The 15,896-nt window shown below is 32.6% G+C and carries 17 protein-coding genes and 2 pseudogenes; 8 read left to right on the top strand and 11 right to left on the bottom strand.

The genetic code is table 11. From position 1 onward, the window contains the following. The first annotated feature begins 9 nt into the window (after positions 1-9). The 4 genes and pseudogenes from ACQVV1_RS17530 to ACQVV1_RS17515 all read left to right on the top strand — a co-directional run bounded on the left by ACQVV1_RS17530 (position 10) and on the right by ACQVV1_RS17515 (position 3,294). Positions 10-1,872 carry an FtsX-like permease family protein gene (locus ACQVV1_RS17530; RefSeq protein WP_431169258.1) on the top strand — a complete coding sequence of 621 codons (1,863 nt, stop codon included), beginning with the start codon at positions 10-12 and terminating at the stop codon, positions 1,870-1,872. Between the two features lie 327 nt (positions 1,873-2,199). Beyond that, positions 2,200-2,355, top strand: a pseudogene (locus tag ACQVV1_RS17525) (recombinase family protein); the annotation flags it as partial. Continuing rightward, positions 2,300-3,133, top strand: coding sequence for a hypothetical protein (locus ACQVV1_RS17520; RefSeq protein WP_431169276.1), 834 nt, complete (start codon positions 2,300-2,302; stop codon positions 3,131-3,133). The pseudogene ACQVV1_RS17525 and the gene ACQVV1_RS17520, both read left to right, overlap by 56 nt. Before the next feature lie 2 nt (positions 3,134-3,135). Further along, complete coding sequence (locus ACQVV1_RS17515) at positions 3,136-3,294, top strand: hypothetical protein (RefSeq protein WP_252209292.1); 159 nt, start codon at positions 3,136-3,138, stop codon at positions 3,292-3,294. A 312-nt stretch (positions 3,295-3,606) separates the two neighbouring features. Here ACQVV1_RS17515 and ACQVV1_RS17510 read toward each other — a convergent pair whose 3' ends face one another. From ACQVV1_RS17510 to ACQVV1_RS17500, 3 genes are read right to left on the bottom strand one after another with little or no spacing between them, the layout of a single operon-like run. After that, positions 3,607-4,125 (bottom strand): hypothetical protein, encoded by a 519-nt coding sequence (locus tag ACQVV1_RS17510; RefSeq protein ID WP_431169257.1) that lies wholly within the window; start codon positions 4,123-4,125, stop codon positions 3,607-3,609. A gap of 9 nt (positions 4,126-4,134) precedes the next feature. Continuing rightward, positions 4,135-4,947 (bottom strand): SAR2788 family putative toxin, encoded by an 813-nt coding sequence (locus tag ACQVV1_RS17505; protein ID WP_252209294.1) that lies wholly within the window; start codon positions 4,945-4,947, stop codon positions 4,135-4,137. Between the two features lie 13 nt (positions 4,948-4,960). Further along, on the bottom strand, positions 4,961-5,854 hold the full coding sequence (locus ACQVV1_RS17500) for a S8 family peptidase (protein WP_431169256.1): 894 nt from the start codon (positions 5,852-5,854) through the stop codon (positions 4,961-4,963). Between the two features lie 1,001 nt (positions 5,855-6,855). Here ACQVV1_RS17500 and ACQVV1_RS17495 point away from each other — a divergent pair. After that, positions 6,856-7,038: a hypothetical protein gene (locus ACQVV1_RS17495; RefSeq protein ID WP_431169255.1), complete on the top strand. Its 183-nt coding sequence runs from the start codon at positions 6,856-6,858 to the stop codon at positions 7,036-7,038. Positions 7,039-7,142: 104 nt separating this feature from the next. Continuing rightward, on the top strand, positions 7,143-7,985 hold the full coding sequence (locus ACQVV1_RS17490) for a M23 family metallopeptidase (protein ID WP_242253583.1): 843 nt from the start codon (positions 7,143-7,145) through the stop codon (positions 7,983-7,985). A gap of 576 nt (positions 7,986-8,561) precedes the next feature. Here ACQVV1_RS17490 and ACQVV1_RS17485 read toward each other — a convergent pair. The 4 genes from ACQVV1_RS17485 to ACQVV1_RS17470 all read right to left on the bottom strand — a co-directional run bounded on the left by ACQVV1_RS17485 (position 8,562) and on the right by ACQVV1_RS17470 (position 10,488). Beyond that, the gene (locus ACQVV1_RS17485; protein ID WP_242253584.1) at positions 8,562-8,744 is read right to left on the bottom strand and encodes a hypothetical protein; all 183 of its coding nucleotides are present in this window, start codon (positions 8,742-8,744) and stop codon (positions 8,562-8,564) included. 92 nt (positions 8,745-8,836) lie between these two features. Further along, positions 8,837-9,064 (bottom strand): hypothetical protein, encoded by a 228-nt coding sequence (locus ACQVV1_RS17480; protein WP_000206850.1) that lies wholly within the window; start codon positions 9,062-9,064, stop codon positions 8,837-8,839. A gap of 158 nt (positions 9,065-9,222) precedes the next feature. Continuing rightward, the gene (locus ACQVV1_RS17475) at positions 9,223-9,822 is read right to left on the bottom strand and encodes a hypothetical protein (protein ID WP_252209298.1); all 600 of its coding nucleotides are present in this window, start codon (positions 9,820-9,822) and stop codon (positions 9,223-9,225) included. A 447-nt stretch (positions 9,823-10,269) separates the two neighbouring features. After that, a complete protein-coding gene (locus ACQVV1_RS17470; protein WP_252209299.1) occupies positions 10,270-10,488 on the bottom strand; it encodes a hypothetical protein in 219 nt (72 codons plus the stop codon). Positions 10,489-10,858: 370 nt separating this feature from the next. On the opposite strand from ACQVV1_RS17470, the gene ACQVV1_RS17465 reads away from it, so the two are divergent. Together ACQVV1_RS17465 and ACQVV1_RS17460 are read left to right on the top strand one after the other, a co-directional pair. Next, complete coding sequence (locus ACQVV1_RS17465) at positions 10,859-11,959, top strand: response regulator aspartate phosphatase (protein WP_242253587.1); 1,101 nt, start codon at positions 10,859-10,861, stop codon at positions 11,957-11,959. Further along, positions 11,959-12,117: a Phr family secreted Rap phosphatase inhibitor gene (locus ACQVV1_RS17460; protein WP_000721407.1), complete on the top strand. Its 159-nt coding sequence runs from the start codon at positions 11,959-11,961 to the stop codon at positions 12,115-12,117. Before ACQVV1_RS17465 ends, ACQVV1_RS17460 begins: the two co-directional genes overlap by 1 nt. Before the next feature lie 250 nt (positions 12,118-12,367). On the opposite strand, the pseudogene ACQVV1_RS17455 reads toward ACQVV1_RS17460, so the two are convergent. The 4 genes and pseudogenes from ACQVV1_RS17455 to iolE form a co-directional block, all read right to left on the bottom strand. Continuing rightward, a pseudogene (locus ACQVV1_RS17455) lies at positions 12,368-12,784 on the bottom strand (Rpn family recombination-promoting nuclease/putative transposase); the annotation flags it as partial. A 3-nt stretch (positions 12,785-12,787) separates the two neighbouring features. After that, positions 12,788-13,579 (bottom strand): 5-deoxy-glucuronate isomerase, encoded by a 792-nt coding sequence (locus tag ACQVV1_RS17450; RefSeq protein WP_336376782.1) that lies wholly within the window; start codon positions 13,577-13,579, stop codon positions 12,788-12,790. Positions 13,580-13,982: 403 nt separating this feature from the next. Beyond that, positions 13,983-14,870, bottom strand: coding sequence for a class II fructose-bisphosphate aldolase (locus tag ACQVV1_RS17445; RefSeq protein ID WP_431169254.1), 888 nt, complete (start codon positions 14,868-14,870; stop codon positions 13,983-13,985). A 128-nt stretch (positions 14,871-14,998) separates the two neighbouring features. Then, on the bottom strand, positions 14,999-15,895 hold the full coding sequence (gene iolE, locus ACQVV1_RS17440; RefSeq protein ID WP_252209302.1) for a myo-inosose-2 dehydratase: 897 nt from the start codon (positions 15,893-15,895) through the stop codon (positions 14,999-15,001). Position 15,896: the final 1 nt, after the last annotated feature.

The raw sequence follows: 15,896 nt of genomic DNA, 5'->3' as shown, positions 1-15,896 counted from the left end.
GGATCATGTATGTTATTTAAACTTTCCATGTCAGGACTAAAAAGTAAGTTTCAAGACTATATTGTCTTACTTGTTGGTCTTATCGTATCTATTTCTACTTTTTATATGTTTCAAACGTTATCACTAAATAAAGCGTTCCTTGAATCCAATCCACATGCTGATACAGTTGCAATTGCATTCCAAATCGGTTCCTTTTTATTAGCGATTGTAACGTTTTTCTATATTTTATATGCAAATTCTTTCTTATTATCTCTTCGCCAAAAAGAATTTGGTATGTACATGATGTTAGGGGCAAAAAAGCATAAAGTTACCTTACTTATGTTTATCGAAACAATCGTAATAGGTGCCATATCTCTTGCAATCGGAATCGCAGTTGGTGTAGGGCTTGCAGAAGGTATTGGTCAGTTATTAATGAAGCAGTTGGAATTCTCTGGTGAAGATTATAAAGCATTTTATATTCCATCTATGACTGTTACTTGCCTGTATTTCTTTGCACTATTTATAGTATCAGCAATCATGAATAGTATGAAATTATCTCGTATTTCTGTATTACAACTTGTACATGCAGATGCAAAAACAGAGCGTATCGCTGTAAAAGGAAAAATGACAGGTATAGTTGCATTTCTTGGTCTAATTTTGCTAGGTATTGGGTATGCATCACTGATCCATATAGCACATTTACAGGAAAAAGAGCTATTAACCGTACCTAAATTCATGGGTATTGGATTAATTACAGCAACAGTCGGTACTTACATGTTATTTGGATCACTTCTCCCAGTTATGCTTAACAAGATAAAGAGTAATAAAAAACGTCGTGAAAAAGGGCTGAATGCTTTTACTTTTGCACAATTGAATTTCCGAATTAATAGCCTAACACGGGTACTTGCAACGGTAGCAATCCTAGTAGCTCTTGGCGCTGGTGGAATTGCGTGTGGTATGGCATTTAAAAATAACGTTCTAAAGACGACTGATAAGGAAAAAGTTTACGACTCAGTCGTTCATAATCCAACAGCGGAAGAAAAGAAAATTTTGAGTGGCATCTTATTTCAAAAGAAGTTTGAATATCGATACAAGGTAGATAATCAGTATGTGTATTATATAAAAGAAGATGTAGAGAAAAATCGTCCTTTAGCACAAGATAGTGAAAATAGGAAGAAGATGAAAGTTTCAGAGGAATTTCCTAAGGATGCATTTACATTGCCAAAACAACTGTATAAATTGTATAACGATGATACGAAAACAAAACAATGGAAAGAAGCTTTCTTCACAATCCAGCCAACTTATATGTATCCTGATCATGAAATAAAAATTATAGACCAAAGCATATACGATAGTATGAAGGATAAAGAAAATACTGTGTTTATTGGGAAAACAGATGATTTTGGAGCAAATTTAAAAGAATGGAAAAAACTTGATGAATTACAGGTAGCGAAATATAAAAATGTGAAAGCGGAGGAATTAGGTAGTACGTATCAAATGTATAATCTGAGTCATGGTATGGCCAGTGGATTCATGTTTATGGGCCTCTTCGTTGGAATTGCGTTCTTAGCAATGATGGCAAGTTGCCTAATGTTTAAAATTCTATCTGGCGCATCGAAAGACAGCACACGTTATCAAATGCTTCGTAAAATTGGTGTCCGCCGAGGGTTATTAACACAATCGATTTATAAAGAGCTGTTCTTCATATTCTTAGTACCGGCAATTGTGGGTATTGCTCATATATTAGTTGGTATGAACATGTTCGGTCCGCTTTTGATTGATCCGTATTTCCGAATTTGGTTACCACTTGTCATTTTCGTAGTGATTTACTTAATTTATTACTTGATTACAGTTCAATTGTATAAAAGAATTGTACTTCCGAAAGAAAAATAGTTTTACAAAACATACAAAATGTTAAACTCATAAAGCCCAGTAATATCGGTACCTATGCATGATATTACTGGGCTTTTATTTGGATATTCAACGGCGTGTATTACAAATTATACAAAAATACCTAAACATAGTTTTACTTTTTACATATGAACCTCTTAAAAAAACACTTCAAAAGGTACACCTTTTGAAGTATCTTAAAATCCACTCGTTTCAATATTTCGAAAGGTCAAAAAACAAACTTTTGAATTACTAAATAATTATTGACGCCTTTTGAAGTTTTTTGTGCAAATTTTATTAGAAACACTTTTGAAAAAATGGCTTTTTATTTTGAATACAAGAAAAAATGGATATATAAGGGTTAGTAGGAAATATCAAAATGAAAATCGATAACTCGAAGCAATAAAACAACATATCACTGACGAACAAGATGTTTTTATCGACAAACAAAGCAGAAGAGATTTTAATCGTAATCAATACCACCTCTTCCAAACTTATCAACTTTTTGAACAATACCAGTTACTCTCATAATATTATTCCCCCAATTGAACTTCGTTTAGAAGTGAACGTGGGGGTAGTTCAAAATAATGCCTTTATAAATCTTACTGAGCAAATACCTTTATCAAAAATTCCAAGTATTCTTGAAGAACTTACAACGGTACAGTATAAAATAAAAAATTCTGTTTATGCAGCGACACTTATTGAAATTGCCTTAGTTAAGCTTCTTCAGCTGGAGCAGGAAATATCAACTGAACAACCGAATATCAAAAATAATAAAAATGAAGCTTCTAGTGAGCTTAATCAGACATTATTACAAAGTTTACTTGATACCATCGCAACATTCAATCAACGCTTAGACAAATTTGAAAAACAAAAAGAACAACCAATTACTAATCAAAGACGCAGAAACATCCAAATTTATCGTGATTCAAAAGCTAAGGAAACTGCAAAAGATATTGTATTACCAGAAATCACTTGGGAAACCAGCAAATTATTAGAAAAATCCCTCCCTAACTGTATTGCTCATACAAAGAAAGATAATCCTTTAATCGCAAATAGTTTAGGAGAAATAGTTCATGCTACTGGATCAAAGCACCATATTATTTTCGTGATGGAAAATCCCCAACAAGTTGAAACATTATATAATCCATTAAATGACTACATAGTTACTAAAACCATTTCACAATTACTTAGACGTCACATTAAAATGATTTACTTAGAAAAAAGTGAGTGGGAAGAGATAAATACTAATAAGGAAGTGTAGAAATGAATCGTATCAAAGTACCGTTCGGAAGAAAAAAGAAACCTAAACTCCCAGTTGAAGATATTTCCGCCTTATCTTCTATGGAATTTGATCATCTATTGTATGTACTTAACGAACTTGCAAATAAATTAACAAAGCAGCATACATTCTCTAATATCTAATTAGGTGTCCTAAACGTTATACTTGAAAACAGGCTCCTACCAATTGAGAAAAGTAATAAATTAGGTGATTTTGTATTATTAGAGGAAATTGATAAGCAAAACAATTCAAATGAATTTATTACCCAATTAATAGAAAATGACTTTCAATTAGTTGAGAACATTGCATATGTACGGATAAATAACAACACTCAATGTAATTAAATACTTCATTATGGAAGAAAAATTAAAAAAGACCAACCTCTTAATAAATAAGGGGTTGGTCTTTTGGGAATTCTCTATAATCTCTTAATATATTCCTTTAAAATATATCAATTACTCATAATATTTATCATATTCCACTGCATATTTAGTTTTTAATTGTTCTATTAACTTCTCATTAAATGAAATTATATCAAGTACATCCTGATTTATATACAATAAATAATTGTCATTATAAAATGAGATATATGCTGATGGATGCCCTTGTGATACATTTTGACAGTATTTATATACATCTTGATAATTTAAATTTTTTATAGATGCAAAAATTGTTGAACTTGTAAAATTATCGTTTTTTATTAACATTTCTTTCCAATTTATAATTTTAGTAAATTTACCTAAACCTGTTTTTTCATGAATTCTTTTACCATTTATAATATATCCACAGATAAAGGAAGAATTTATTTTTTCGTTTTGATTGAATAAATTATCCAAGATATTTTTTAATAATCGAGTGTTATTATTCACAAATAAATCCATATCGAATCTAATTCTATGATTCGAAGTTACTTGAAAAAAGGGAGTTTCTTCAGTATTTGTAAAATCTACTTTAAATTTTTTAAATTTATCCATAATTAGTTATTAAGCTCCGATTCTTCTTAATTCTAAATCATAAGTTCCAGATCTAGTTTTCTTATTTGCAAGAGCTTTTACTGTATCAGCACCTTTAAAAGCTCCACCAATGTGGCCATCTTTGTCTCTAGTTATATATTTAGGTTTTCCTTTTTTGTTATAATATACTCTTGCACCATGAGAGTAAAATTTTGTTTCTGCGTATCCTAATCTGCTTGCAACTGCTTTAGCAAGAGGTTCAGAGTTTTTCATTAGAGTTCTAATAGCAGTTGGTCCATATTTTTTTATAGCTGCTTTTAGACCGCTTTTAACTATGAATGCAACAAGAACGGGAACCAAAGGAAGAGCAGATGCAGTTATTTCTTGTGTATCAATAGAATATTGCTCACCAGTTTCTTGATCCACAAAAATGGCTTTTAAATCTTCACCTTCTACATCAGTCACAAGAATTGAAAAATTCTTCTCTATTTCATTTCCATTCTCATCATTTAGTATTGCTTTAGCACTCATTTCACTTGTTTCAATATTATATTCCAATGTACTTTCCATTTGTACTTGATCAGTATCTAATATTGATTCAAAAGTGTCTACATTATCAACAACATTTTCAGTTATTTCAATTTGTTCGGATGATTCTATCCCTAAATCTTCCTTTACATCAACTTTAACTTCGGCATCTATTTTACTAGTTTCAGTGTTTTCGGTAACATTTACAATTTCTTTTAATGCAGAATCATTTTCTTGCGCTGCATATACAAACCCTGTAGGAACATATGTAATGAAAAGCGCTGTAATTATACTGAAGATAAAATATTTCTTCATTAAATTCTCCACCTTATTCTTTTATTTGTACTAATCCCATCCCAAATTTTTCTTTCGCACCTAATTTTATTGCTCCAAAGCGTAGATCCTTTTCTATGTCTTTACTCCCATTTTGAAGCAATATAGAAACAATCCCTGTTGTATAAGCTGTTGCATAAGAAGTCCCGCTTTGCATTTCAACCTCTCCATGTATATTTAATACAGGTACATCTACGCCTGGTGCCACAAAATCAACCTTGCCTTGGCCGGCATAAGCATATAATTTCATATCCTTATCAATAGCAGAAATAGATAATACTTCAGGGTATTTAGCAGGGTAATCAGTAGATAAGCCAATGGTATTTCCTGTAGCAGCAATAATTATTATCCCTTTATTTGATGCATTTCTTATCGCTTCCCTTAGGTTAGGGTCATCTTTAGAAAAGCCAAAACTTAAATTGATAATATCAACACCTTGTTCAACACTCCAGTTTATCCCTGATATTATATCCGCTATTTTTCCACTACCCTTTTCATTTAAAACTTGAACATCATACAATTCAACAGCAGGATTAATTCCCACCACATTATTTCTACTTTTTGTAGAAGCAATGATACTTGCAATCATAGTTCCATGATCTAATATAGCCTCTGTCTCAAAAGTATTATTAAGCGCATTATAACTTTTCTTTACCTGGCCTTTAAGTCCCTTTATGTCCTGATTAATCCCACTATCTAAAACAGCTACTTTCACAGTTTTAGAACCTGCAATTTTGATTACATGTTCAGGAAATAACGTACAAACTGCCCAGTTTTTCTGGCAACTTTCCTCTGAGATAACATAATTATTAGATACTTTTTTAGTACATCCAAACATGATAAATAACACTAAAGCGCATACAAATAATATTATTTTCTTTATTAACACCACTCCTTTTTAACGATTCCTTCAAAAAACGTCCCCTTGTAATGAAGAGGATTAATCAACACAAACTTAAAGTTCATATGACCCTTTAAATATTAAAGTCAATTGAATGTAATAAAAAGACTGTTTTTTACCAATATTTTCTGGTATATTCAATGAGAACAGATACCATTATTTAACTTATTTTATTATTCATATAATACTATAAAATAATTTTTAATAGATACGATTACTCAATAAATACGGATGAAAATTATCCAAAAATAATATTATTGCATATATAATTATTTAGGTTCCAAAGTTTAATAGGACAAAAATTAGGAACAGAAGCAATACATAAGTTATAAATCAACATAAAAATCAAAAATTACCTCCCCGAAAAATACTGTAAGAGATTATTGCAGTTATTTAAAATGACATTATTACGCATAAAAGATTTTTGGACATAGCTTTATCAAAACTACCATAATTTCCCAAAACCATCTTTCCATGCCTAAAAAGCCTTATCAAAATATAATTTTTCAGCTTTTTCATTACATATCAATTCTGAAACTAGTAACTAGCTATACCCATTATGATACGATCCCATATAAAATTAAAACATTCTATCTAACAGATAAATTAACAAAACAGCAACCCTATTGAAATATTGAATTAAAAATTCTAAACCTTATACTTATGCATAGAAACGTAGCATCTACTAAACGGAATAATAGCTAACTGAAATTCAAAACATGCTATAAAGGCCTCTTCAGTTCATTTGAAGAGGCCTTTATAGCATGTTTATAGATAAATAAACTACTGATAGGTTAAGGGATGTTAACTTTAGATGATTATTTTACAAAAGCTTGGCAAATGCCGTTTCAAGGAATAAACAAGCTGCATTTATTAATAGTACAAGCTATGAAGGGAGGATAATCTAAAACATGCCTAAACATAATTCTCATGGACCTAGAAAGAATAGAAATTGTAATTGTAACAAAAAACAAAAGGATTATAATTTTGTGGTTACTAGCACGCATGTAAATTGTAAAGAACCAATTTTAATTGGACCACCACCAACTTCAACCCCATCAACTCAACCACCACTAAATGGACCACCACCAACTTCCATCCCATCAACTCAACCACCACTAATTGAATCACCACCAACTTCCATCCCATCAACTACTCAACCAGGTTATTAGTTTTTGTTTTTTGTACAAAATGCATTCATAGAAGTAAAAAATGGATACTAATCCTAAAATTTTTAATTTCAATATATTAATTTAATAGGAAGGATGAATAAGATTTGCCTTTTCAGTATCAACGTAATCCCTTTAGAACATCAGAACAAGTTGTAATGACCGATGGTTGCCATGAAACAGGGGCTAAAGATTTAGGCTTTAATAATATGGAATTTGGAACACAAGTTTTTGCTGTAGAGAGTGGCACAGTAGCATTTATCAGACGCGATGCCCAATGTTTCAGCAGACCAACTGAAAACCCCAATGATGGGGCTAATATGTGGGAAGTGTTTGATATTAACACCAATGATACAATATTAACTTTTGATAGAAGCAGTCTTCAAAGTATAGAAAATGCTAGAAGGTTGTTACCAGATATGTGTGGCGCTAATGAGATAGTAGTTAGAGGTAGTGATAACTTCTTTACTGTCTATGCTCACGTTCTCCCTAGTAATAATTTAGCAGTGGGTTCCATAATTCGAACTGGAGATTTACTTGGCGAAATAGACGATTCAGCTTTAGTATCAGGACCCCATATTCATTTTGAACGCATTAGACCTAATCCTGATTTTGATCCGACTAATCCTTTTAATAGCCCTTATTGGACTAATGGTGGAACTTGTAATTGGACGATGTTTAACGTCTCAGGCATTGTTCCTACTCCCCAAAATGGATGGGTAGAAGATGAAGATAGCGGAATATGGTACGCTTATATTAATCGCACGCGCCAGAGAAACCGATTTGTGTCAACTAATAACATCAGATGGTACTACGTAGATAATAACGGATTCTATACAGGAAGCTTTTACTACTTTGATAATGATCCAAATAGACAATATTTTCGCTTGTGGTGGGCTCCTAATCGGACATGGTATAGATGGAATGGTTCGGAATGGGTAATTGAATAAAAAAGTAATGCACTTTTTAGCACAGTAGCCTCTAACCAACTCACTATATTATTTCATAACGTTATTCAAAAGCAACTATACTAAGTGAATCGTATTTCGTTACCGATATAGGTAATAATTTTCTTTTTCAAAAATAGGTGTAATAATAGCAAAGCTTACAATATATCACACTTATCGCCAAGCTTTCCTAGAAAATAAGCTGAATTAATAGGGAAGCTTGGCGAAGGACTAAAACTAGTATATAAGTTTCAACTTCAGAACAACTATCAAACTATCGTTAATTGTGTAAAAAATATAAATACATACATCATTATCTTTCGTAGCCCAATTATTTTTATAACCTTAGGTCACTACGATAGTATAAGGTGTTGCAAAGTACATAAAAATGTATAAAGAAGTAGATATAGTCTTATAATTTAGATGCATAAAAAGTAAATCCTAAACCTTTATTAAAGACATCATAAATACTGCCCTTTACAAAAACAGTTATAACATAGTTATTCTTTTTAAAAAGCATGAGATTTTAAAAAAAATTAATCAAAATAATATCTCGAAAGCCCCATTCCAATATAGCTTTTAAGCCTTTTCATTTCTTATCACTTCTAAAACAATAGCGTTCCCTTTTTCATCTTTAATAATTTTTATGAATTCTACTTCTTGAATATCCCCTTCACTATTAGGGTTATCCAATAATATAAACCCAGATGTCCCCTGGTCACCAATTGCTGCTTCCTTAGTTCTAAATAACCTGCTGTCCATCAGTATTTAACTTCAGCTCCCATTGAAATCATCCTTTCTGATTGCACTAAAACTTTGTAAATATATTTGAAACTGATAATCCTATTATGAATTTATCTGTCACCCTTTATTTTATATATACTACTCTTTAGCTTAGGCTTCTTGTGTAACCGTACTTTAGTTCCATTAATATCTAAGTCAATTTTTTCTTCCTCTAAAACCTCCATTTTCTCTTCATGTTCCTTTTTAATTCTGTCTCTTTCTTCTTTTTTCTTAGTTGCTTTTGGACCAATTACGAACAGAATTAAGAATATACTTACCATTACAACAAAAGTAGTCACTAGCACCTCTCCCCCTTGGCCAAAGCCACGTACCATATATTTTTTAATCTATTAGATTTAACCTTGAAATCGACAGGAGAATGAGCACTAGCATCATTACACAGAAATATTATAGAAATTACTTGCACTACTCCTCCTTCTCCTTTTATAAACCGAAATTATAAATGACGCAGTAAGGCCGGTACTAGTAATGTCATTACAAATATAAAAATGGAACTATATCTCAAACTTGAACTCCATTTTCCATATTTGGGATGTTCTAATTTCTTATAAAGCATACCTAATGCTAAAGATATCAAAAACATTAATACAGCTGTTCCTAAAATTATAGAAGTAATTAAGCCCACCATATTACTCATAAAGGTTTGAAAATCAAAAGAACGTGTCGTCAACATTAACACTGGTAGAATCCTTATTAAAAGTATGAGAATAAATGAACCTACTCCAAAATATATAGATCTTTTTTTCCACTTTATATGTTTAAACCATAACGAAGCCCCAAAAACTAATAATGATATTAAAATTACTACAGAAAGTATAAGGAAAATAACATCAAAGAATGCAGGCACACTCGCATGGACTACACCATCTATTTTACCTCCCCCATCTTTTATTACATCACTGCCACCATTAAACAAAGAACCAAACCAGTCTACAATCCAATCGGTCATCCACGAAATATCGAATGGTAAATCTTCGTTTTTTGTTTGCGCAGGAGCAACTGAGGTGAAAATTTTCAAATTCTCCTCCCCCTTCATTAAAAATTATCCCCTTTACTTTAAGTATATAAATTTCCTTAACCAAAACTAAGAAAGTATTAAATCATCCTTGATTAAATAGAAGAACCACACTTATGAATAGAAATTTCATTTGTTACATTTGTACACTCGCTTTTTGATAACTATCCATTGCATTTAGCTTTGTCCCTATTTTGGAATAAGTAAAAAAGTACCCATCCAATTGTGATACACATAATAATTGGATGAGTACTTCATTACACATTCTTTATTCTATTTTTATTGATATAGAAGAGGTTTATACATTTCATGGTGATAGAAACTATAGTAACCAATTAAATAATTGTTAAATATTACTACGTAATTCAATCGATATAAGAAAATAAAATTTTACAAACCTTTGATGATAGCTTCTTGGTTTATCGGATAGAACATATGTATGAAAAACGCAGTATAATATCGGTTTTTCTAACCTTGTAAATGACTTAATATATATCTTTGCGTATTTATGTCTTGGCGTTTTAATGCCGTTACTAATTCTCGATTAACATCTGATACAGGTAATGGTTCTCCATATATATCAAATAATCTTATACCGAACTTACTTAAAATCCGTATATTATTAAGATTCCTACTCTCTTGTGTATAACTAATAATATGGCGGAAATTAATCCCAAAACTTATCATAAACTAATGCTCCCTCTTCAATGTAAATAGATATTGATATACTTCTATTTATTCTCGAGGAATCCCTTGAAGCTTAATAAGCCCTATATATTTCTCAATACCATAACAGTATAAGCTCTCTCTTTTTCTACTATAGTGCTACGCCACTTCTTATAAGAAGTATTCAATAGACAACAATTGATAAATCAAAATCAAAAAAAGCATTAACGAAACTTGTACTGTCTTAACTATACTTTTTCAAAATTAAAAGCATGTACATTATTACGATTCAGAATATTCTGTATATTAGTGAAAAAAAACGTAGTTAAATTTAATTTATCTAATTCCTGTTATTATCAGAATAAGCCTTTACAGAGAAATGGGGGATATTATGACTGTTCAAGAAAAAAGTAATAAGCAATTGATGGAATTATTACATGAATGGTATGAAGAAATTCGTTTATATCATGTAAAAGAAGCAAAACAGACATATCTACAAGTAAAAGAACGTTTAAAGGAAATAGAAACAGACCAATATGTATCATTCTATTATTCCCTACTAAATTTTAGATATAAAGTCTTGGTAGATGGAATGAGTATTACAAAAGATTCTTTTAATCAAATAGAAAAACTCCCTAATATTAAAGAGGAATTTTCATTTTTAGCTTACTATTATTATTTCTTTAAGGCAATCCACTCTACAATTTTAGCAAATTATACTGAAGCGAAAACACACTATGAAAAGGCAAAAGAACTTTTAATTGATATACCTGATGAAGTAGAAAAAGCCGAGTTTGAGTATAGATTTTCAACTTACTGTTATCAATCTTATCAACCATTTGAAGCGATTCAACATGTAGTAAAATCCAAAGAAATATACCGGAATCATGTAGGCTATGAAATTAATATTGCTTTATGCGACAATGTATATGGACTGGCTTGTATAGATCTAAGAGAATTTGAAAGAGCGGAAGAATGTCTCAATACGGTTATTGATGTTTGTAAGAAGTATGATGAAGAACAATTATTATTACGAGTACGATCCAATTTAGGCTGGTTATATAATATTCAAGATTTATATCCATTGGCGATTAGACAGAGTTCTGAAATTATAAATACCATACCGAACCATTTTAAAGCATTATTTGTCTTAGCAAGAGCATATTATAAATTAGAAGGCGTTGAAACAGCAAAAGCATATATCGAGAAAGGAATAAAGTATACAAATGAATCAGGAAATGAGGAATATAAGCATCGTTTCGCAGTTTTAAATGAACTAATCACAGAACTACCTAGAATTAAACTAGAAAAAGTTGTTACTGATGCAATTTCTTATTTTGAAAAAGAGGACATGTGGGATTGTGTAAAAGAATATGCAGAGATTTTAGCACTCCAATTTTACGAGGCAAATAATCATGTTAAAGCGAGCAAATATTTCTATATTAGTAATAATGCTGATAAGAAACATTTGAGAAAAGGAGCGTTAAAGTAATGAAAAAAATAAAAAAAGTGTTATTGAGTATGGTAGTAGTAAGTGCATTAGCATGTAGCATGATTAGTTTAAATGTATCACAAAACTCTTCGTTTAATGGTGGAGATACGCCAGCACCAACAAAACCGATTGTCTCTAGCGGGGTATCTATTGATTAACGAAATACATTTTTCTCGCTTTTTAAATCAGAAAATTCAGCCTATTAACCCTTGAAAAATGTTGAATAAAATGGATAAAATATCGAACCCCTAGTCCGAAACACATTTGTTTCGGACTATTCACGTTCTTCTTTCAACTTTTCTATATAATTGTGAGCAGAATGAAAAATATCAAAAAGTTGATTGAGAAAAAGCACTGCTAAAATCTTCAGCAATGCTTTACGATTAGACGTACCATGATAATGAGGATCTACTTTCTTTTATTCATGAGTACTATAGGTTCATATATATTTACTTTAAATTTCAAGATACGTTCTATTTCCTCTACACTCAACTTACTTGCTTTTGCAATAGTTTCAAGTGGTACGCCAATTCCATGCATTCCTCGGATCATTTGCATCTTACCTTGCTCAATGCCTTTTTCCATGCCCTCTTGTTCTGCATGCGCTAGCTTAGCCTATTCATCTAGAAGTAGTTTCTCTCGAGCTTCATATGCTGTTCGGAAAGAAGAATCATGGCTCATATTTTCCCATTTATTTATTGCCTTTTGTAAGATTGGATCTTGATTCATTGCAATCTCCTCCAACGTTTGAGTTAAATGTTCATCTTCATGTGCTGGTAATAATAACATTCAACGAACAAATGTATTTTCCCAAAACTTTATTTTCGTTTATTCTTTTTCTGGCCAAATTTTCGCGTTTGGTTCTAATAACCACTTGTGGTCTTCCTCCATGATACGATCATTCCATGGGTTATTCTCAAGATGTCGAATCATCCAACAAAAATACATTGCATATCCAGGCGCAGTTGCTTGCGGATGGTCTAGTTCACCTGGAATTGTAATAAAACTATTATGTACAACGCGATAAGCATCCTCACCTACCATCGCACATCCAAATCCCTGTGGCTTGTTAAAGCGATAATAATATACCTCCGGTTGATCATGGTGATGCGGTGGATAACTGGACCATCTCCCTGGATAAGAAATAACTTCTCCTACAACCATATTCGAATATGCTGCATTGTTATAGTCAAAAATTGTACGAATAACACGCTGAGCTGTTCCCTCCCATACGCCTTCTCCAGCTACGACACTTTGACAATCATTTGGAGTATATAACTTTGACGCAAATTCTTGGTCATTATCTGTTTTTTGGACAAGCACTTCACTATCTGAAAGAGCAGTAATTGTAACCTTCACATTTTTAGCCACATGTAAACACCAAGGATTTTCTTCAAAAACAGACTGCCTTTGAATAACTTGTTCCATTCCATCCCACTCTAAGCATATTGCCCCTTCTAGTAAAAGTACTGCCGTTTCATTCTTATTATCAAATAACAGCTCTTCTTTTCCATTAAACATCTTATATATGCCTATATCCATTAACATATCACCGCAATGACCGTTCATTTCTGTTAATACATTATATCCTTCATTTAATTCACCTAATTTACCTAACATGATGTTCTCCTCCTTTTTTAACGTATTCCCCGCAAGAATTCTCCTTCCTCAAGCGTGTGAAGGGCGTAGCCCTACGATAGGTGGGAGATGACTTTCGGTTTGGCATAGCCAAAAACTTTTGATAAACTTGCTATTTGAAGTTCTTTGATAACTTGATATAGAAGGTTGCAAGAAGAAAATAGAGTGCGAAAACCAAGCCATTCGGTTCCTGCGTAAAATATCAACCGTACCAAAAGAGCATCCATGCGTTGGACATCTAGGGGTGGAACACCCCGAAGTAACGCTCAGGGAGACGAAAGGTTACTTTCGTCGTGGAACTGAGAAGCTCCCACTTCAAGCTTTGCTAAGTGGCGAGTAGTTCACTGGCTACTCTATCATTCTCTACCTTTGTCAGCTAACTAAATTATGAGTTCCTTCTATTATTTAATGAAGAAACCTTTTCTGGTTGTGCTTTGTTTTCACTTCCGAAAATGAGCATATGATTTTTAACGTTTTCGTATGCGGCCTCAATTACATCTTGATGATACATAAAGTAATCTGAATAAGGAGTATTTAGGACAGCAGTGTTAACCGTAGAAACTATATTCTGAAACGTCGCTGTTGCTACATTAATTTTTCGAACACCATGTTGAATACATTGCTTGAAATCCTCCGGGCTAATGCCAGACCCACCATGTAATACTAAAGGAATATCGACTATCCCATTAATCTCCTGCAAGCGGTCTAATCGTAAATCAGGGTCTCCATTGTACATCCCGTGCGCATTTCCAATCGCAACAGCTAACGCATCAACATCTGTTTCTTCTGCAAATCTTTTTGCTTCTTTAGTATTTGTCAGCATCATTTCAATATCTTCTGATCCGTCCTCACTACCACCTACTCTGCCAATCTCAGCCTCTACTGTCGCTCCGTACTGTTTCGCAAGCTCCACAACTTCTTTTGTCCTTTGGATATTCTCTTCTAACGGATAGTGAGAGCCATCAAACATAACCGAACTAAAACCAATTTCTAATGTCTCTTGAATCTTTTCAAATGTCATACCGTGATCAAAGTGAACTGCTACTGGAACAGTTGCTTTTTTCGCTGCAGCTACCATCAAAGGACCAATTATATGAATGGGCGAATGATTCAAACGAACTTCCGCAATTTGTAGAATGAGCGGGGAACGTAACTCTTCAGCTGCTTGAATAGCTCCCATTACCATTTCCATATTAGCGACACTAAAAGCACCAACCCCATAATTCTCTTGATTTGCCTTTATTAAAATATCCTTCATTTGAACTAATGGCATTACACATTCACCTTTTTCAATATTATTTATTAAATGTAAAATCAACCTTCTCGTCTTTTTACCCCTTTTGTAAGAAGACATGTTGATTACCATACCATTTACTTAGGGATAATCTTAAAACGCTTAAATTACAAACCTGCTTTTTCTTGTATAAATTTTCGAGCTTTTAATGCGTATTCAAAAGGATTCGCTAGAGCCGGGTCTTGCTCTGCTTCTACCACAAACCATCCTTTATACTCAGAGTTCGCAAGGGTATTAAACACTTCATCAAATACAATTACGCCATCTCCAGGAACTGTAAATGCACCATTCTTCACTGCCTGTAAGAAGCTTAAATTGTTTTCCTTTACAGCATCTACTACTTCCTGGCGAATATCTTTTAAATGTACATGTTTAATACGAGGTAAATATTTTTTCAAAACATAAAGCGGCTCTTCTCCTGAAAAAACAAGATGACCTGTATCAAAAAGTAGGGATACAAGCTCTGGATTCGTCATATCCATTAACTTTTCAATTTCTGCCGTTGTTTGAACACCCGTACCCATATGGTGATGGTATACAATATGTAGCCCCTTTTCCTGAGCTAATTTACCGAGGTGATGTAACCCATCCGCTAGCTTTTCCCACTCTTCTTCTGTAAAAACGGGTTTATTGCGAAATAGTGGTACATCCATTAAACCTTGAATACTATGTCCTTGCTCTGAAACAACGATGACTTTTGCACCCATATCATGTAAGAAATCCCTATGCTTAATAAATTCTTCTACCGTCTCTTCAATCGGATTCGTTGTTAAAAACGTACTAAACCATGCACTAGCAATCTCCAAGTTTCGTAATTCCAAAGATTTTTTTAATACAACTGTATTTCTCGGGTATTTATTCCCTACTTCACTTCCATTAAATCCAGCTAGTGCCATCTCACTAATACATTGTTCAAACGTATTTTCTGCTCCTAGCTCCGGCATATCATCATTTGTCCAAGCAATTGGTGCAATTCCAAGTTTAATTGCATTTTCTTTGAACATC

Origin of the sequence: Bacillus basilensis, from assembly GCF_050630465.1 — a bacterium.
Lineage (GTDB): Bacteria > Bacillota > Bacilli > Bacillales > Bacillaceae_G > Bacillus_A > Bacillus_A basilensis.
This window is presented reverse-complemented; position numbering and strand designations above follow the sequence as displayed.

Excerpts from the sequence above, each read along its gene's own strand:
- ACQVV1_RS17530 (WP_431169258.1), top strand. The coding sequence starts at position 10 with ATGTTATTTAAACTTTCCATGTCAGGACTAAAAAGTAAGTTTCAAGAC.
- ACQVV1_RS17515 (WP_252209292.1), top strand. The coding sequence starts at position 3,136 with ATGAATCGTATCAAAGTACCGTTCGGAAGAAAAAAGAAACCTAAACTC.
- ACQVV1_RS17510 (WP_431169257.1), bottom strand. The coding sequence starts at position 4,125 with ATGGATAAATTTAAAAAATTTAAAGTAGATTTTACAAATACTGAAGAA.
- ACQVV1_RS17445 (WP_431169254.1), bottom strand. The coding sequence starts at position 14,870 with ATGCCATTAGTTCAAATGAAGGATATTTTAATAAAGGCAAATCAAGAG.
- ACQVV1_RS17505 (WP_252209294.1), bottom strand. The coding sequence starts at position 4,947 with ATGAAGAAATATTTTATCTTCAGTATAATTACAGCGCTTTTCATTACA.
- ACQVV1_RS17520 (WP_431169276.1), top strand. The coding sequence starts at position 2,300 with ATGTTTTTATCGACAAACAAAGCAGAAGAGATTTTAATCGTAATCAAT.
- iolE (WP_252209302.1), bottom strand. The coding sequence starts at position 15,895 with ATGTTCAAAGAAAATGCAATTAAACTTGGAATTGCACCAATTGCTTGG.
- ACQVV1_RS17450 (WP_336376782.1), bottom strand. The coding sequence starts at position 13,579 with ATGTTAGGTAAATTAGGTGAATTAAATGAAGGATATAATGTATTAACA.
- ACQVV1_RS17475 (WP_252209298.1), bottom strand. The coding sequence starts at position 9,822 with ATGAAGGGGGAGGAGAATTTGAAAATTTTCACCTCAGTTGCTCCTGCG.
- ACQVV1_RS17460 (WP_000721407.1), top strand. The coding sequence starts at position 11,959 with ATGAAAAAAATAAAAAAAGTGTTATTGAGTATGGTAGTAGTAAGTGCA.
- ACQVV1_RS17465 (WP_242253587.1), top strand. The coding sequence starts at position 10,859 with ATGACTGTTCAAGAAAAAAGTAATAAGCAATTGATGGAATTATTACAT.
- ACQVV1_RS17470 (WP_252209299.1), bottom strand. The coding sequence starts at position 10,488 with ATGATAAGTTTTGGGATTAATTTCCGCCATATTATTAGTTATACACAA.
- ACQVV1_RS17485 (WP_242253584.1), bottom strand. The coding sequence starts at position 8,744 with ATGGACAGCAGGTTATTTAGAACTAAGGAAGCAGCAATTGGTGACCAG.